Raw genomic sequence first — 16434 nt, 5'->3', positions numbered from 1 at the left:
ATACCGGTCACGGTGGTGGCGAGGTGTTGGGGTGTGGGGTTGTGGGTTGGTTGTTTGTTGAGATTTGCATAGTGGACGCGAGCATCTTTGTGGTCAAGTTGTCAAGGGCGGACGGTGGATGCCTTGGCACCAGGAGCCGATGAAGGACGTGGGAGGCCGCGATAGGCCTGGGGGAGCTGTCAACCGAGCTGTGATCCCAGGGTGTCCGAATGGGGTAACCCGGCACTAGTTGTGTGGTGTCACCTGCATCTGAATGCATAGGGTGTAGGGGGGAACGTGGGGAAGTGAAACATCTCAGTACCTGCAGGAAGAGAAAACAATTGTGATTCCGTGAGTAGTGGCGAGCGAAAGCGGATGTAGGCTAAACCGGTTGCGTGTGATACCTGTCAGGGGTTGCGTGGTCGGGGTTGTGGGAGCCCGCTTGTCGTGCTGACACACGGCGGAGGAGTTACAAAGTTTGTTGCTAGTTGAATGGTCTGGAAAGGCTGACCGTAGACGGTGATAGTCCGGTAGGCGAAAGCAGCAAACCTTCTGTGGGTTTTCCCGAGTAGCGGCGCACTCGTGGAATGTGCCGTGAATCTGCCAGGACCACCTGGTAAGCCTGAATACTCCCTGGTGACCGATAGCGGACGAGTACCGTGAGGGAATGGTGAAAAGTACCCCGGGAGGGGAGTGAAATAGTACCTGAAACCGTTCGCCTACAATCCGTCGGAGCTTTGCATCTTTTGGGTGTGGGGTGACGGCGTGCCTTTTGAAGAATGAGCCTGCGAGTTAGTGGCATGTGGCGAGGTTAACCCGGGTGGGGTAGCCGTAGCGAAAGCGAGTCTGAAGAGGGCGTTGAGTCGCGTGTTCTAGACCCGAAGCGGGGTGATCTAGCCATGGGCAGGCTGAAGCGCGGGTAAGACCGTGTGGAGGGCCGAACCCACCAACGTTGAAAAGTTGGGGGATGACCTGTGGTTAGGGGTGAAAGGCCAATCAAACTCCGTGATAGCTGGTTCTCCCCGAAATGCATTTAGGTGCAGCGTTGCGTGTTTCTTGCCGGAGGTAGAGCACTGGATGGTCTAGGGGCCCTACAAGGTTACCGAAATCAGCTAAACTCCGAATGCCGGTAAGTGAGAGCGTGGCAGTGAGACTGCGGGGGATAAGCTTCGTAGTCGAGAGGGAAACAGCCCAGATCACCAGCTAAGGCCCCTAAGCGTGTGCTAAGTGGAAAAGGATGTGGGGTCGCTTAGACAACCAGGAGGTTGGCTTAGAAGCAGCCATCCTTTAAAGAGTGCGTAATAGCTCACTGGTCAAGTGGTTCCGCGCCGACAATGTAGCGGGGCTCAAGTACACCGCCGAAGCTGTGGCATTCACATTTTGACTTCGCCTGGATTCTTTATGGGTTTGGGTGCAGGTGTGTGGATGGGTAGGGGAGCGTCGTGCCACGGGTGAAGCGGCCCTGTGAGGGAGTCGTGGACGTGGTACGAGTGAGAATGCAGGCATGAGTAGCGAGAGAAGGGTGAGAAACCCTTCCGCCGGATGACCAAGGGTTCCAGGGCCAGGTTATTCCGCCCTGGGTGAGTCGGGGCCTAAGGCGAGGCCGAGAGGCGTAGTCGATGGATAACGGGTTGATATTCCCGTACCCGCGAAGGAGCGACCATGATGAACCTATCTGTGCTAACCGCCCGAGCCGCTGAGACCTTCGGGTTGAGGTGGGGAGCGTGGGAACCTGGGTGGTAGTAGTCAAGCGATGGGGTGACGCAGGAAGGTAGCTGAGCCCGGCCGGTGGTTGTGCCGGGGTAAGCGTGTAGCCCGTGCCATAGGTAAATCCGTGGCGCATGTGGGTGAGGCGTGATGCCGAGCCGATTCAGGTGAAGTCAGTGATCCTATGCTGCCGAGAAAAGCCTCTAGCGAGTTTCGAGCGGCCCGTACCCTAAACCGACACAGGTGGTCAGGTAGAGAATACCGAGGCGTTCGGGTGAACTGTGGTTAAGGAACTCGGCAAATTGCCCCCGTAACTTAGGGAGAAGGGGGGCCGGACGCGTGAAGCCCCTTTTGCGGGTGGAGCGTGGTATGGCCGCAGAGAGCAGGGGGAAGCGACTGTTTACTAAAAACACAGGTCCATGCGAAGTCGTAAGACGCTGTATATGGACTGACGCCTGCCCGGTGCTGGAACGTTAAGGGGACCGGTTAGCTCTTTCGGGGGCGAGGCTGAGAACTTAAGCGCCAGTAAACGGCGGTGGTAACTATAACCATCCTAAGGTAGCGAAATTCCTTGTCGGGTAAGTTCCGACCTGCACGAATGGCGTAACGACTTCCCCACTGTCTCAACCACAGGCCCGGCGAAATTGCATTACGAGTAAAGATGCTCGTTACGCGCGGCAGGACGGAAAGACCCCGGGACCTTTACTATAGCTTGACATTGGTATTCGGACTTGATTGTGTAGGATAGGTGGGAGACTGTGAAGCTGGCACGCCAGTGTTGGTGGAGTCGTTGTTGAAATACCACTCTGTTGGGTTTGGGTATCTAACCCGGGCTCCTGATCGGGGTCGGGGACAGTGTCTGGTGGGTAGTTTAACTGGGGCGGTTGCCTCCTAAAGGGTAACGGAGGCGCCCAAAGGTTCCCTCAGCCTGGTTGGCAATCAGGTGTTGAGTGTAAGTGCACAAGGGAGCTTGACTGTGAGACTGACGGGTCGAGCAGGGACGAAAGTCGGGACTAGTGATCCGGCACTTGCGTGTGGAAGCGGTGTCGCTCAACGGATAAAAGGTACCCCGGGGATAACAGGCTGATCTTCCCCAAGAGTCCATATCGACGGGATGGTTTGGCACCTCGATGTCGGCTCGTCGCATCCTGGGGCTGTAGCAGGTCCCAAGGGTTGGGCTGTTCGCCCATTAAAGCGGTACGCGAGCTGGGTTTAGAACGTCGTGAGACAGTTCGGTCCCTATCCGCCGTGCGCGTAGGATACTTGAGAAGGGCTGTCCCTAGTACGAGAGGACCGGGACGGACGAACCTCTGGTGTGCCAGTTGTCCCGCCAGGGGCACGGCTGGTTGGCTACGTTCGGAAGGGATAACCGCTGAAAGCATCTAAGCGGGAAGCCTGCTTCGAGATGAGGTATCCCACCCTTGTGGGTTAAGGCCCCCAATAGACGATTGGGTTGATAGGCCAGAGCTGTAAGCCAGGTAACTGGTTGAGGTGACTGGTACTAATAGGCCGAGGACTTGACCTACAAAGCTGCTACGCGTCCACTATGCGAATCTGAACCAACAACCAGCCACCCGGATGGTTCGGGGTCGGGTGCGGGGTTGATAGGTTTATAGTGTTACGGCGGTCATGGCGGAGGGGAAACGCCCGGTCACATTCCGAACCCGGAAGCTAAGCCTTCCAGCGCCGATGGTACTGCACTCGGGAGGGTGTGGGAGAGTAGGACACCGCCGGACTTCTTACAGTGAAGGCCACCCCGCCGGGGTGGCCTTCACTGCTTATTGGGAGGATGGATCCGTGAGCCAGGGACCGCGCGGCGATGCACCGCGTGACGGCGACCGCGACGACGAGGGTCGGGGCCGGCGCGGCGGTGAGCGCAACGACCGCGGCTACGGCGATCGGGACGGCGGCCGCGACCGAGGATATGGACGGGACAGCGGCGGCTCGCGCGAGGCGGGCCGCTCCGGCGACCGCCCGGGGCGCGGGGCGCGTGACGGTGGCTACCGGGGCGGGCCGCGCGAGGGCTACCGCGACTCGGGCGACCGCGGGCGCGGCTACGGCGACCGCGAGGGCGGCTACCGCCGCGACGGCGACAGCCGCGGGCAGCGTTCCGGCGGTCGCGACGGCGGCTTCCGGGGCAGCTCGCGCGGCGGATACGGCGAGGGATCGCGGGGCAGCTTCCGCGGCGGCACCTCCGGCCGGCGCGAGGGCGGGTTCGCCGGCGGTGGCCGGGCACCCCGCGACGGTGACTTCCGGGGTGGCCGGGAGGGCGGCGGCTTCGCCGAAGGCCGCGGCCCGCGCCAGGGCGGCTTCAGCGGCCGTGGCCCGCGCGAGGGCGGCCGCGACGGCGGTGGCTTCGGCCGGGGCGGTCGTGACGGCGGGTTCGGCGGGCGTGGTCCGCGCGAGGGTGGCTACGGCGGCCCGCGCGGCGACCGAGGTGGCTTCTCCCGCCAGGGCGGCCCGGGCGGTCGTGACGGCGAGTTCCGCGACGGCGGGCGTGGCCCGCGCGACCGGGACTTCCGCGACAGCGGGCGCGGCGGCGGATACCGGGGCGGCTACGGCGACCGGGAAGGGCGCGGCGGCTACCGGCGCGACGAGCAGGGCTCCCAGGACGGCGGCTACCGGCGGGTGAGCGGCGGCTACGGCCGCGACGGCGACGACCGCGGCACCCCCCGCGACCGGGGAGAGCGCGGAGATCGTGGAGATCGTGGCGGCTTCACCGGCCGGCGCGACGACCGCGGCTTCCAGGGCGACCGCGGCCCGCGCCGTGACGACCGCGGCCCGCGCGGCTTCTCCGGCGACCGGGACGACCGGGGCGGCGGCTTCCGGGGTGATCGCGGCCCGCGCCAGGGCGGCTTCGGCGATGACCGGGCCCCGCGCGGCGGTGGCTTCGGCGGTCGCCGTGACGACCGCGGTTCCCGTGGCGGCGGTTTCGGCGGCGGGCGCGACGATCGCGGCCCGCGCGGTTTCCAGGGTGATCGCGGCCCGCGTGACGGCGGCGACCGCGGCCCGCGCGGTTTCCAGGGCGACCGCGGCCCGCGCGAGGGCGGCGACCGCGGCCGGCCGGCCGGCGGCTTCGGCGGTGACCGGGGCGCACGTGGTTTCCAGGGAGGCCGTGACGACCGAGGTCCCCGCGAGCGCGGCTTCGCTGGCGGGCGGGACGATCGCGGCCCGCGCGAGGGCGGTCGCGACGACCGTAACCGTGGCTATGGCGACCGTGGCCCGCGCGAGGGCGGGTTCCGGCGGGACGGCGACGACCGGGGTGGCCGCCGCGAGGGCGGCTACGAGCAGCGGGGTTACCGCAGTGGCTACGGCGACCGGGACGGTGGGCGCGGCCCGCGCGGTGAAGGGCGGCCGCCGCGGCGGACGTTCGAAGACCGGAGCCCGGGGCGCCGCGACGGCGGCGACCGCTGGTCGGACCGCGACCGCGACGGGCGGGGCGGCTACCGGGACGACCGGGAGCGGGCCGCCGAGGGTGCCGGCGGGGCGGACGAGTCGCGCTACGAGCGGCCCGACGCCGGCGAGGACCGGGGCCGAGCGGCCGCACCGATCGTGCCCGACGGCATCGAGGCGAGCGACCTCGACGGCGAGGTGCGTGCCGAGCTGCTGTCGCTGGCGCGGCCGGTGGCCGACAGCGTGGCCCGGCACCTCGTCGCGGCCGGCCAGCTGATCGACGAGGACCCCGAGGAGGCGATGGCGCATGCGCTGGCCGCGCGCCGCCTCGCGTCCCGGATCGCGGTGGTGCGGGAGGCGGTGGGCCTCGCCGCGTACGCCGCGGGGCAGTGGCAGACGGCGATCGCCGAGCTGCGCACGTACCACCGGATGAGCGGCAAGCAGACCCACGTCGCGGTGCTCGCCGACTGCGAGCGGGCGCTGGGGCGGCCGGAGCGGGCGGTCGACATCTACCGGGCCGCCGACAAGGGCGCGCTGGAGCCCGCCGAGGCGATCGAGCTGCTCATCGTGGCCGCTGGCGCGCGCGGCGACATGGGGCAGAAGGACGCGGCCGTGGCGATGCTGCAGGTGCGCGAGCTGGCCGGTGACGCCAGCGAGCCGTGGGCGGCACGCCTGCGGTACGCCTACGCGGACGCGCTGCTCGCGGTGGGGCGGCGCGAGGAGGCGCGGGAGTGGTTCGCGCGGGCGGCCGACGCCGACCCCGAGTCCACCACCGACGCGGCCGAACGCCTGCTCGAGCTCGACGGCGTGGTCCTGAGCGGCGACGAGAAGACCGACCTGGAAGAGGACGAGTTCGCGGCGCGGGACGGTGACGAGGGCGGCGACGGCGCCGAGGGCGGCGAAGCCCGGCGCGGCGACGCCCCGGACGAGGACGACGAGGAGTCCTACGACGACGAGCCGGCCGCCGGCTACGACGACGAGGACGGCTTCGACGGCGAGGACGGCTTCGACGGCGAGGACGGCTTCGACGGCGAGGACGACGACGAGGATGAGGACGGTTTCGAGGACGCGGAGGGCACCTTCGACGGCCGGCCGGACGCCGGGTTCGACGACGAAGACGACCGGGACGACCTCGACGACGGAGACGACGAGGACGACTTCGACAGCGAGCCGGCCGCCCGCCACGCTGAGGACGAGCCCGACGACCTCGACGACCTCAGTCGCGAGCCAGGCGAGGAGAAGGGCAGCGAGGCCGGCGAGGGCAAGGACAGCGCGCTCGGCGAGGACAAGGGCGGCCAGGCCGGTGACGGCAAGGGCAGCGAGAACGCCGAGGGCAAGGACAGTGTGGCCGGCGACCAGCGCGGCGAGGCCGGCGAAGAGGACGCGACCGCCCGGGGCGGCGGCGCTGGCGAGGACGGCGGAGCCGGGGCCAAGGCGTGAGCGAGCGGCTGGTCGACGCGTACGACCTGGTGATCTTTGATCTGGACGGCGTGGTCTACCTGATCGACCGGCCCATCCCGGGTGCGGTCGAGGCCATCGGCGAGCTGCATCGGGCGGGTGTGCCGCTGGCGTACGCGACGAACAACGCCTCACGCCGCGCGGGTGAGGTCGCCGACCTGCTGAACGGCCTCGGCGTACCCGCTGATGCTGGCGAGGTGATCACGTCGGCCGGCGCGTCGGCGGCGGCGCTGGCGCGGCGGCTGCCGCCCGGGTCGAAGGTCTTGGTCGTCGGCGCGGAGGCGCTGCGCGCGGAGGTGCGCGAGGCGGGGCTGGAGCCGGTGGCGCTGGCGCAGGAGCGGCCGGCGGCGGTGGTGCAGGGGTACGGGCCGCGGGTGGGCTGGGCCGACCTGGCCGAGGCGGCCCTGGCGATCCAGGGCGGCGCGCAGTGGGTGGCGACGAACACCGACCGTACGCTGCCCAGCCCGCGCGGGCCGTTACCGGGAAACGGTTCGCTGGTGGCGGCGCTGCGCACCGCGCTCGGGCGGGACCCTGACCTGGTGGTGGGCAAGCCGGAGCCGGAGCTCTTCGCGACCGCCGCGCGGCGGGTCGGCGCCCAGCGTGCCCTCGTGGTGGGGGACCGGCTGGACACCGACATCGAGGGCGCGGTGCTGGCGGGCATGGACAGCCTGCTGGTGCTCACCGGCGTGAGCGGGCCGGCGGACCTGCTCGCGGCGCCGGAGCAGCGGCGGCCGACGTACGTGGCGGCGGACCTGGGCGGGCTCTTCGAGGTGGCCGGTGCCGCCACGGTGCCGCCGGACGAGGTCGAGGGCTGGCGGCTGGAGGACGGCGGCGGGGTGCGGCTGGCCGGCGACGGTACCGCGATCGACGCGCTGCGGCTGCTCTGCGGGCTGGCCTGGTCGGGCGGGGCCGCCACCGAGGTCGCGCCGCACTCGACCGCCGCGCGGGACGCGCTGCACGCGCTCGGCCTGGCCTGACGGCCGGGTCGGTGATCAAAGCTCCCCTCACGTCGTTAGAACGGCATGAAGGGAGCTTTGATCACAGGAAAGCCTAGAGGAGCTTGCGGAGCTTCAGCAGGTCGAACGGGCTGGCGCTGATCGACACCCGCCGGGCGCCGAGCGCGCGGGCGAAGTCGAGCTCGCCGCGGACCAGCGCGACCAGGTCGTCACTCGTGGTGCTGAGTGCGATCTTGGCGGACGGGTCGTCGCCCTCGTCGATGTCGAGCAGCTGGCCGCCGCTGAGCCGCCCGTGGAAGGCGGCGCCGAGGTCGGTGATGCGGCAGGCGAGCGTACGGTCGAGGTTGATCCGCTTGCGGGCGTCCTCCGCGTTGGCGGCAAGGCGCTTGGCCAGATCGTCCAACGCCTGCCGGCACTCCTGCACGGTGGCCACACCAAACCTCCGATCGACACCACACCAGCTCACCGCACCGTACCTCACGGAGGTGGCGTGACCGCCCGGTAGCGTATGGGGTTGAACATGAGGCGCAGGTGGAAGGATGTCGTAATGCAGGATGCGTGGCGGGCGTACCTCGAGCTTGCCCTGGGGCTCACCGAGGCGTCCCGGAAGAAGGCGCAGAAGGTCGCCAAGAAGCTCGTCGGCAAGGGTGGGGTGACCGCGGCGCAGCTCCAGGGGCTCGCGGAGGACCTGGTCTCCACCAGCCTGGCCAACCGTGAGGCGCTGTCCAAACTGGTCCGGTTCGAAGTGGACCGCACGCTCGGCAGGGTGGGGCTGGCGACCGCCGACGAGGTCGCCGACCTGACCGCGCGGGTGCGCGACCTGGAAGAGGAGCTGCGGCAGGCCCGCGCCGCCGCCGGGACGGGCGCACCGGCCACCGACGGCGCACCGGTCGCCGCCGCTGCCGCGCCGGTCGCCAAGAAGACCATCGCCAAGAAGACGGTGGCGAAGAAGACCGTGGCCAAGAAGGCGGCGGACGCTCCGCCGCCGGCGGCCACCGCGCCGGTCAAGAAGGCCGTGGCGCGCAAGACGGTGGCGAAGAAGGCCGAGCCGCCGGCCGCCGCGGAGCCGGCCGACACGCCGGCGAAGGCCGCCGCGCCGCGCAAGACCGCGGCGAAGAAGACGGCCACGCCGCGCAAGGCCGCCGTCAAGAAGGCGTCGCCGCCCGCGGGTGAGGGCGCCTGATGCATCCGGTACCGGGACCGTACCGCCCGCCGGCGCCGGGGCCCTTCCGGCCGGTGTCACCGCCCACTGTGGAGCCCGCCTCGGAGGCCACAGTGGAGGGTGGCGGTTCGGGCCACCCCGCTGTGGACGCGGTCATCCAGGCCCTCGCGAACGCGGCGGACCTGCCGCCCCGCGACCAGATCGCCGAGTACGAGGCCGCGCACTCCACACTCCAGGAGACGCTCGCCACCATCGACCAGTCCTGATGGCACGCCGAGCCCGCCTCGACGCGGAGCTGGTCCGGCGCGGGCTGGCCCGCTCGCGCGAGCAGGCGGCCGAGCTGGTGGAGGCCGGGCGGGTGCGGGTGCAGGGGGTACCGGCTCGCAAGGCGGCCGCGATGGTCGACCCGGCCGACGCGGTACGGGTGGTCGGCGACACCGTCGAGTACGTGTCGCGCGGCGGTCACAAGCTCGCCGGCGCGCTGGCCGCGTTCGAGGGGCTGGTGGTCGCGGGGCGGCGTTGCCTGGACGCGGGTGCCTCCACCGGCGGCTTCACCGACGTGCTGCTGCGCGCCGGGGCGGCCGAGGTGGTCGCCGTCGACGTCGGCTACGGGCAGCTCGCCTGGGCGCTGCGCAACGACCCGCGGGTGCACGTGTACGAGCGCACCAACGTCCGTACCCTCACTGTGGAGGCCATCGGCGGGCCGGTGGGGCTGACGGTGGCCGACCTGTCGTTCATCTCGCTGCGGTTGGTCCTGCCGGCCCTGGCCGGCTGCACCGCCGCGGGCGGTGACCTCGCGCTGATGGTCAAGCCGCAGTTCGAGGTGGGCAAGGAGCGGGTCGGCGCCGGCGGCGTGGTGCGCGACCCGGCGCTGCGCGCGGAGGCCGTGCTCGACGTGGCGCGGGCGGCCGGCGCGGAAGGGCTCGGGGTGGCCGGCGTGGCGGCGAGCCCGCTGCCGGGGCCGAGCGGAAACGTGGAGTTCTTCCTGTGGCTGCGCCGCGACGCGCCCGAGGTCGACGTGGAGCGGGTGCGGGAGGTGGCGGGCGCATGACCAGCCGGGCGGCGCTGCTCGTGACACACACCGGGCGGCAGGACAGCACCGAGCACGCGCGCACTGTGGCGACCGACCTGATCAAGGCCGGCTTCGAGGTGCGGGTGGTGGCCGACGAGGCCGCCGACCTCGACCTGCCCGAGGTGAAGCCGGTGAGCGGGCGGGCGGCCGTGGAGGGCGTGGAGATCGTGTTCGCGCTGGGCGGCGACGGTACCTTCCTGCGGGCGGCCGAGCTGGCCCGGCCGGTGGGCGCGCCGCTGCTCGGCATCAACCTCGGCAAGGTCGGCTTCCTCGCCGAGGCGGAGATCGGCGACCTCGACCTGGCGGTGCGTGACGTCGTCGCGCGGGCGTACACAGTGGACTCGCGGCTCACCCTCGACGTACTGGCCGAAGTGGACGGTGAGCCGATCGCCGAGTCCTGGGCGCTCAACGAGGTGAGTGTCGAGAAAGGACAGCGGGCGCACATGCTCGAGCTGCTCGTCGACGTCGACGGGCGGCCGCTGTCCCGGTACGGGTGCGACGGCGTGATCTGCGCGACCCCGACCGGCTCGACCGCGTACGCCTTCTCGGCCGGCGGGCCGATCGTCTGGCCCGAGCTGGAGGCGCTGCTGCTGGTGCCGATCAGCGCGCACGCGCTCTTCAGCCGCCCGCTGGTCACCGCGCCCACGTCCACGTTCGTGATCACCGTCGACCCGTACACCACGTCGGCGGCGCTCTGCTGCGACGGGCGGCGCGTCTTCGACCTGCCGCCCGGGGCGCGGGTGACGGTGCGGCGGGGCGCGCTGCCGGTCCGGATCGTGCGCCTGCGTGAGGAGCCGTTCACGGACCGGCTGGTCGCGAAGTTCGAGCTGCCCGTGGAAGGCTGGCGCGGCGGCCGGCCCTGAGGTGTGCCGAAACGCCTAGATCGAGGCTTGGCGGGTGGCCAAGGTCGGACCCCGCTACTACTGTCTGGTGGCGTGCTGGAAGAGCTGCGCATCACCGGGCTCGGCGTCATCGAGGACACCACTCTCCCGCTCACCCGCGGGATGAATGTGATCACCGGCGAGACGGGCGCGGGCAAGACCATGGTCGTCACCGGCCTCGGCCTGCTCTTCGGCGGTCGCGCCGACGCGGGCCGGGTGCGCGCCGACCCCGGGCGGGCGGTGGTCGAGGGGCGCCTGCGGCTCACCAGACACGCCGCCGCCGCGGTCAACGCGCGCATCGCCGACGCCGGCGCCGAGCCCGACGAAGACGGGACGGTGCTGCTGAGCCGCACGGTCACGGTGGAGGGGCGGTCCAGGGCGCACGTGGGCGGCCGCAGCATGCCGGTCTCCGTGCTCGGCGACGTGGGCGAGCAGGCGGTCGCGGTGCACGGCCAGTCCGACCAGCTGCGCCTGCTCCGGCCGGCCGAGCAGCGGGCCTCGCTCGACCGGTTCGCCGGGGCGGAGCACGAAAAGCTGCTGGAGACGTTCCGCGAGGCGTACACGCAGTGGCGCGCGGCCGAAGACGACCTGGCCGACCGCCGGCGCAACGCCCGCGAGCGCAACCAGGAGGCCGACCTGCTGCGGCTCGGCCTCGACGAGATCACCCGGGTCGACCCGCAGCCCGGCGAAGACGACGACCTCAAGGCCGAGGCGCAGCGGCTGGAGCACGCCGAGGGGCTGCGCACGGCGGCCGCGCTGGCGTACCGGTCGGTCGCCGCCGGCGTGGAGGGCGCCGACGAGGCCCCCGACGCGACCAGCCTGATCGGCGCCGCGCGGCGCACCCTGGAAGCCCAGGCCGGCGTCGACAGCAAGCTCGGCGACCTGGCCGTCCGGCTGGAGGAGGCGGCCACGCTGGTCGGCGACGTGTCGGCCGAGCTCTCCGCCTACCTGGACGCGCTGGACGCCGATCCCGCCCGCCTCGAAGCCGTGTACGAGCGCCGGGCCGCGCTGCGCGGGCTGACCCGCAAGTACGCCGACGACGTCGACGGCGTGATCGCCTGGGCCGAGCGGGCCCGCCAGCGCCTGTCCGAGCTGGACACCTCCGACGAGCTGCTGGAGGAGCTCGACCGCGAGCGGCAGCGCCTGGCCGCCGAGGCGACCGAGCTGGCCGGCCGGCTGACCGCGGCCCGGCAGGAGGCGGCCGGCCGCTTCGCCGAGCAGGTCACCGTCGAGCTGGCCGGCCTGGCGATGCCGCACGCCCGGATCGAGGTCGCGGTCGTACCGCGCGAGATCGGCCCGGACGGCGCCGACGAGGTCGAGCTGCGCCTGCTGGCCCACCCCGGCGCCCCCTCCCTGCCGCTGCAGCGCGGCGCCTCCGGCGGCGAGCTCTCCCGGGTGATGCTCGCCATCGAGGTGGTCTTCGCCGGCGCCGGCGGACCACCCACCCTGGTCTTCGACGAGGTCGACGCCGGCGTGGGCGGCCAGGCCGCCGTCGAGATCGGCCGCCGCCTGGCCCGCCTGGCCCGCAGCCACCAGGTCCTGGTGGTCACCCACCTGCCGCAGGTCGCGGCCTTCGCCGACCGACACCTGGTGGTCGCCAAGGACACCGGGGGAGCGGTGACCACGAGCGGCGTGCGGGTCGTGGAAGACACCGACCGGGCCCGCGAGCTGGCCCGCATGCTCGCCGGCCTGCCCGACTCCGACCTCGGCATCGCCCACGCCGAGGAGCTCCTGGCCGTCGCCGCCCGGGAAAAGCGCTCCTAGAGCATCTTCAAGACGGAGATCCTGGGCTACCGCGGTGTCCGCGGTGGTCCGGACCGTTGCGCGGGGTCCCCGGGGAAACGTGGAGCGTAGCGGAGCGTTTTCTTGGGGTGCGTTCCCGCGGCCTCACCCTCCGCGCTTCACGACCCCGCCCGCCGGCCGCCGGCCCCGTGCCGACCGCCCCGCCGGGGTCGCCGCGCTGGGGCGCGGGTTGGTTTCGCGAGAAGCTCTCGAGCTGCCCGCACAGGCGGGGCACGGCGGCTTGGCCGAGATCTTGGAGAGTTAGGGCGCCATAGAGCCGTTCGCGTAATTGGCTCGGGCTCGGTGTAGATCCCTGCCCGAGCGGCCGGCGATAGAGAGACGTCGACGTACGGACGTGATCGGATGCCAGCCTTGCCCGATATGTCCGCTGGTGAATGTAGATTCAGATCTGATCTAGAACGTTTAGGGCTCTATATCAGCCCTAGATGTTCTAGATCTACTTCGATCCGGTCCTACGACCAAGCCGGCGGAGTTGACGAACGGCGCACCGCCAATTACGCGAACGGCTCCATACGAGCCCCACCTCTCCAAGATCTGCGCGATGGCGGGTGGGACACCGGGGCGACGCCCAGCGGCGAGCGGCGAGCGCGCGGTCGCGCGATCCAGCGAAGGCCCTGCCGCGCCGCGTGGGCTTGGCGCGCGGGCCTGGCAGCGGAGGATCGGGGGCGAGCGCCAGCGAAGCCGGCCGCCGACCGGAGCGGTGCCCGCGGGAAAGCACCCTAAGAAAACGCTCCGCTGCGCTCCACGTTCCCCCGGGGACCCCGCGCATACGGTCCGCAGGTGAGGTGGACCGGGGGAACATCTGGCTCTTGAAGATCGGATGTGCGGCGACGTCCCCAGTGAGGCCGGTCACATGAAATCGCCTTCTCCCTGGTCATGCGCGTCGTGTCCGGAAAAACACGGCCGGACATGCCACGATGGTCACGATGCGTCTACCAGCCTTGCGCCGGACCCGGAGCGTCGAACCGGGCAATGTAACCGGCACCGCGCGCCTCGACCGCCGGACCAAGCGTCTGGCGGGCCGGTTGCGCCCGGGCGACATCGCCGTGATCGACCACGTCGACCTCGATCGGGTCGCCGCGGACTCGCTGGTCGCGGTCGGGGTGTCGGCGGTGCTCAACGCCAAGCCGTCCGTTTCGGGGCGGTATCCGAACCTTGGTCCCGAGGTCCTCGTCCGGTCGGGCATCCCGCTGATCGACGACCTCGGCGAGGGGATCTTCCAGCAGGTGCGCGAGGGCGACACCGTGCGCGTCGACGACAACACGGTGTATGTCGACGGCGAGCCGGTCGCACATGGGGTGCGGCAAGACCTCGAGAGCGTCGCGAAGGCTATGGCGGACGCCCGCGAAGGGCTGTCGGTGCAGCTGGAGGCGTTCGCGGCCAACACGATGGAGTACCTCAAGCAGGAGCGTGACCTGCTCCTCGACGGCGTCGGCGTGCCGGAGATCGAGACCCACATCGCCGGCCGGCACTGCTTGATCGTCGTACGCGGCTACGACTACAAGGCCGACCTGGACGTGCTGCGGCCGTACATCCGGGAGTTCAAGCCGGTGCTGATCGGCGTCGACGGCGGCGCCGACGCGCTGGTCGAGGCGGGATACACGCCGGATCTGATCATCGGCGACATGGACTCGGTCACCGACGACGTGCTGCGCTGCGGCGCCGAGGTGGTCGTGCACGCCTACCCGGACGGGCGCGCGCCGGGCCTGGCCCGGGTGCAGCAGCTCGGGCTCTCGGCGATCACGTTCCCGGCGGCGGCGACCAGCGAAGACCTGGCGATGCTGCTGGCCGACGAAAAGGGTGCCTCGCTGCTGGTCGCGGTGGGTACGCACGCGACGCTGGTGGAGTTTCTCGACAAGGGCCGCGGCGGGATGGCCTCCACCTTCCTCACCCGGCTCAAGGTGGGTGGCAAGCTCGTCGACGCCAAGGGTGTGAGCCGGCTGTACCGGCAGAGCATCTCCGGATCCTCCCTGCTCCTGCTCGTGCTTTCGGCGGTGGCCGCGATGGCGTCGGCGGTCGCCGTTTCCACGGTGGGCAAGGCTTACCTCGCTGTGGTTTCGGAGTGGTGGGACAATTTGGTGTTCCAGCTCGGTCAGCTCTTCTGAGGGACGGCAGTAGGCGTGATCAATTTCCGCTACCACGTGGTGTCGTTGACCGCGGTCTTCTTGGCCCTGGCCATCGGACTGGTGGTGGGCACAGCGGCACTCAACGGTCCGGTCGCCGACTCGCTCAGCGACAACGTCAACGCGCTGCGCAAGGACAACCGCCAGCTGCGGGAGACGGTGAGCAGCCTCCAGGAGGAGGCCAACCGCGAGGAGGAGTTCGCCACCGAGGCCGCGCCGATCATGCTGGCCGGCAAGCTGACCGGCCGCCGGATCGCGGTGGTGACCACGCCGAGCGGTGACGACCTGGTCGAGGGCGTGGTGGAGATGCTCACGGTGGCCGGTGCGACGATCACCGGGCGGATCGACGTCGAGGACAAGTTCGTCGACCCGGACAACAGCCCCGAGCTGCTCGACCTCGCCGACCGGGCCTCGCAGCCGACGATCCCGCTGACCGGCCTGCCGGCCAACAGCGTCGGCGTCGAGACGGCCAGCGCGCTGCTCGGCACCGCGCTGCTCGACCGCCCGGCGCCGGCCCCGCAGGTGGCGCCGGCCGACCTGAAGGCGCTGGTCACGGCGTACACGTCGGCGGGGTACATCAGCGTCAAGGACGACACCGTCACCGGGCCGGCCGAGGCCGTGGTGGTGGTCGCCGGCCAGCCGCACACCGACAAGGACTCGGCGCAAAAGGACGAGGCCGTGGTGACGATCGTGTCCCAGCTCGACAAGGCGGGGCCGGTCATCGTCGCGGGCAGCTGGGGCGGCAACGGCAACGTGATCGGCGCGGTGCGGGGCGACCCCGCGCTCGCCAAGAGCATCTCCACTGTGGACAACGGCAACACGGCGCAGGGCCGCCTGGTCAGCGCGCTGGCCGTGGCCGAGCAACTGGTCGACGGCAAGGCCGGGCACTACGGCCTCAACGCCGGCGCCAGCTCCCTGCTGCCAAAGCCCAAGGAGTGAGGCGGGCACTCGCGGTCGCCGCCGGGGTCGCTGGGGCCCGGGCGGTGCTTCGCGCGCTCGGCGCACGGGAAGCCTTGTCCCGGACCAACTTCCGGGGCCGTACGGTCTCGCTGGCCGGGGGGCCGGCGCTGGCCGCGGGCGCCGCGGTCTCGGCCGCGGTGGCGGCACCCAGCCCGGCCGCGGCGGCCGCCGCGCTCACCGCCGGCCTGGGTTCCGGGGCCGTCGGGCTCTACGACGACGTGGCGGGTGAACGTTCTTGGCCGGTCCCTCTCGGGGACCGTTGGCGACCGTCGGACGCCAGCCGGACAGGAACGTTCGTTGACCGGCCGGAGCAGAAGACGGCCAAGGGGTTCGCCGGGCACCTCGCCGCGCTCCGCGAGGGGCGGGTGACCAGCGGGCTCGTCAAGATCGTCGGGGTGGGCGCGGCCGGGCTCGCCGCGTCCGCGCTGCTCGCCGCCGACCCGGCCCGCAAGCGCCGGGGCAGCCGCGCGGGACGCGCCGCCGACCTGCTGCTCGGTGCGGGCGTCATCGCGGGTACGGCCAACCTGGTCAACCTCTTCGACCTGCGCCCGGGGCGGGCGATCAAGGCGGGCGGGCTGATCGGCGCGCCGCTGACGCTGGGGCGGGGCGGTGGGCTGGCCGCCGGGCCGCTGGGCGTGGCGGCGAGCGTGCTCCCCGACGACCTCGACGAGCGGGTCATGCTCGGCGACAGCGGGGCGAACGCGCTGGGCGCGCTGCTCGGCGTGGCGCTCGCCGCGCGTACCGGGCCGGCCGGGCGGGCCGCCACGCTCGCCGCCATCGCCGCGCTGACCGCGGCCAGCGAGAAGGTCAGCTTCACCAAGGTCATCGAGGCCAACCCGGTGCTGCGCCAGCTCGACGCGCTCGGGCGCCGTAGCACCTGACGTGGCCTCCGCCGCGGGGGCCGGCGACCGCCGGCCCGACGAGCGAAACGACGAAGACG

At 71.0% G+C, this 16434-nt stretch carries 10 protein-coding genes, 2 rRNA genes and 1 pseudogene; 12 read left to right on the top strand and 1 reads right to left on the bottom strand.

From position 1 onward, the window contains the following. Window positions 1-91: 91 nt before the first annotated feature. From RB614_RS30930 to RB614_RS30915, 4 genes and pseudogenes are all read left to right on the top strand, one after another. Window positions 92-3211, top strand: a 23S ribosomal RNA gene (locus RB614_RS30930). A gap of 94 nt (window positions 3212-3305) precedes the next feature. Then, window positions 3306-3422 (top strand): 5S ribosomal RNA (gene rrf, locus RB614_RS30925). A gap of 1900 nt (window positions 3423-5322) precedes the next feature. Continuing rightward, a pseudogene (locus RB614_RS30920) lies at window positions 5323-6117 on the top strand (hypothetical protein); the annotation flags it as partial. Window positions 6118-6515: 398 nt separating this feature from the next. Then, on the top strand, window positions 6516-7514 hold the full coding sequence (locus tag RB614_RS30915; protein WP_308716212.1) for an HAD-IIA family hydrolase: 999 nt from the start codon (window positions 6516-6518) through the stop codon (window positions 7512-7514). 73 nt (window positions 7515-7587) lie between these two features. On the opposite strand, the gene RB614_RS30910 is transcribed toward RB614_RS30915, so the two are convergent. Then, window positions 7588-7926, bottom strand: a complete 339-nt coding sequence (locus RB614_RS30910) for an SCP2 sterol-binding domain-containing protein (protein WP_308716211.1) — start codon at window positions 7924-7926, stop codon at window positions 7588-7590. 114 nt (window positions 7927-8040) lie between these two features. Here RB614_RS30910 and RB614_RS30905 point away from each other — a divergent pair, with 114 nt between their 5' ends. From RB614_RS30905 to RB614_RS30870, 8 genes are all read left to right on the top strand, one after another. After that, the gene (locus tag RB614_RS30905) at window positions 8041-8676 is read left to right on the top strand and encodes a phasin family protein (protein WP_308716210.1); all 636 of its coding nucleotides are present in this window, start codon (window positions 8041-8043) and stop codon (window positions 8674-8676) included. After that, window positions 8676-8921: a hypothetical protein gene (locus tag RB614_RS30900; protein ID WP_308716209.1), complete on the top strand. Its 246-nt coding sequence runs from the start codon at window positions 8676-8678 to the stop codon at window positions 8919-8921. Before RB614_RS30905 ends, RB614_RS30900 begins: the two co-directional genes overlap by 1 nt. Continuing rightward, window positions 8921-9706, top strand: coding sequence for a TlyA family RNA methyltransferase (locus tag RB614_RS30895; RefSeq protein ID WP_308716208.1), 786 nt, complete (start codon window positions 8921-8923; stop codon window positions 9704-9706). Before RB614_RS30900 ends, RB614_RS30895 begins: the two co-directional genes overlap by 1 nt. After that, on the top strand, window positions 9703-10590 hold the full coding sequence (locus RB614_RS30890; RefSeq protein WP_308716207.1) for an NAD kinase: 888 nt from the start codon (window positions 9703-9705) through the stop codon (window positions 10588-10590). Before RB614_RS30895 ends, RB614_RS30890 begins: the two co-directional genes overlap by 4 nt. A gap of 72 nt (window positions 10591-10662) precedes the next feature. Further along, window positions 10663-12372, top strand: a complete 1710-nt coding sequence (recN, locus tag RB614_RS30885; protein WP_308716206.1) for a DNA repair protein RecN — start codon at window positions 10663-10665, stop codon at window positions 12370-12372. 965 nt (window positions 12373-13337) lie between these two features. Then, entirely contained in the window at window positions 13338-14516 is a 1179-nt protein-coding gene (gene steA / locus RB614_RS30880; RefSeq protein ID WP_308716205.1) for a putative cytokinetic ring protein SteA, read from the top strand. A gap of 15 nt (window positions 14517-14531) precedes the next feature. Further along, window positions 14532-15473 carry a copper transporter gene (locus tag RB614_RS30875; RefSeq protein ID WP_308716204.1) on the top strand — a complete coding sequence of 314 codons (942 nt, stop codon included), beginning with the start codon at window positions 14532-14534 and terminating at the stop codon, window positions 15471-15473. Then, a complete protein-coding gene (locus RB614_RS30870; RefSeq protein WP_428983143.1) occupies window positions 15470-16375 on the top strand; it encodes a hypothetical protein in 906 nt (301 codons plus the stop codon). Before RB614_RS30875 ends, RB614_RS30870 begins: the two co-directional genes overlap by 4 nt. Window positions 16376-16434 lie beyond the last annotated feature (59 nt).

It is taken from the genome of Phytohabitans maris (genome assembly GCF_031085175.1).
In the GTDB taxonomy this organism is placed as follows: domain Bacteria; phylum Actinomycetota; class Actinomycetes; order Mycobacteriales; family Micromonosporaceae; genus Phytohabitans; species Phytohabitans maris.
The sequence above is the reverse complement of the archived record's forward strand: the minus strand, read 5'-3'. Positions and strand labels throughout refer to the sequence as shown.

Bases quoted from the DNA above. Each gene is read 5' to 3' on its own strand.
- RB614_RS30905 (WP_308716210.1), top strand. From the start codon at position 8,041: ATGCAGGATGCGTGGCGGGCGTACCTCGAGCTTGCCCTGGGGCTCACC.
- RB614_RS30900 (WP_308716209.1), top strand. From the start codon at position 8,676: ATGCATCCGGTACCGGGACCGTACCGCCCGCCGGCGCCGGGGCCCTTC.
- RB614_RS30895 (WP_308716208.1), top strand. From the start codon at position 8,921: ATGGCACGCCGAGCCCGCCTCGACGCGGAGCTGGTCCGGCGCGGGCTG.
- RB614_RS30890 (WP_308716207.1), top strand. From the start codon at position 9,703: ATGACCAGCCGGGCGGCGCTGCTCGTGACACACACCGGGCGGCAGGAC.
- steA (WP_308716205.1), top strand. From the start codon at position 13,338: ATGCGTCTACCAGCCTTGCGCCGGACCCGGAGCGTCGAACCGGGCAAT.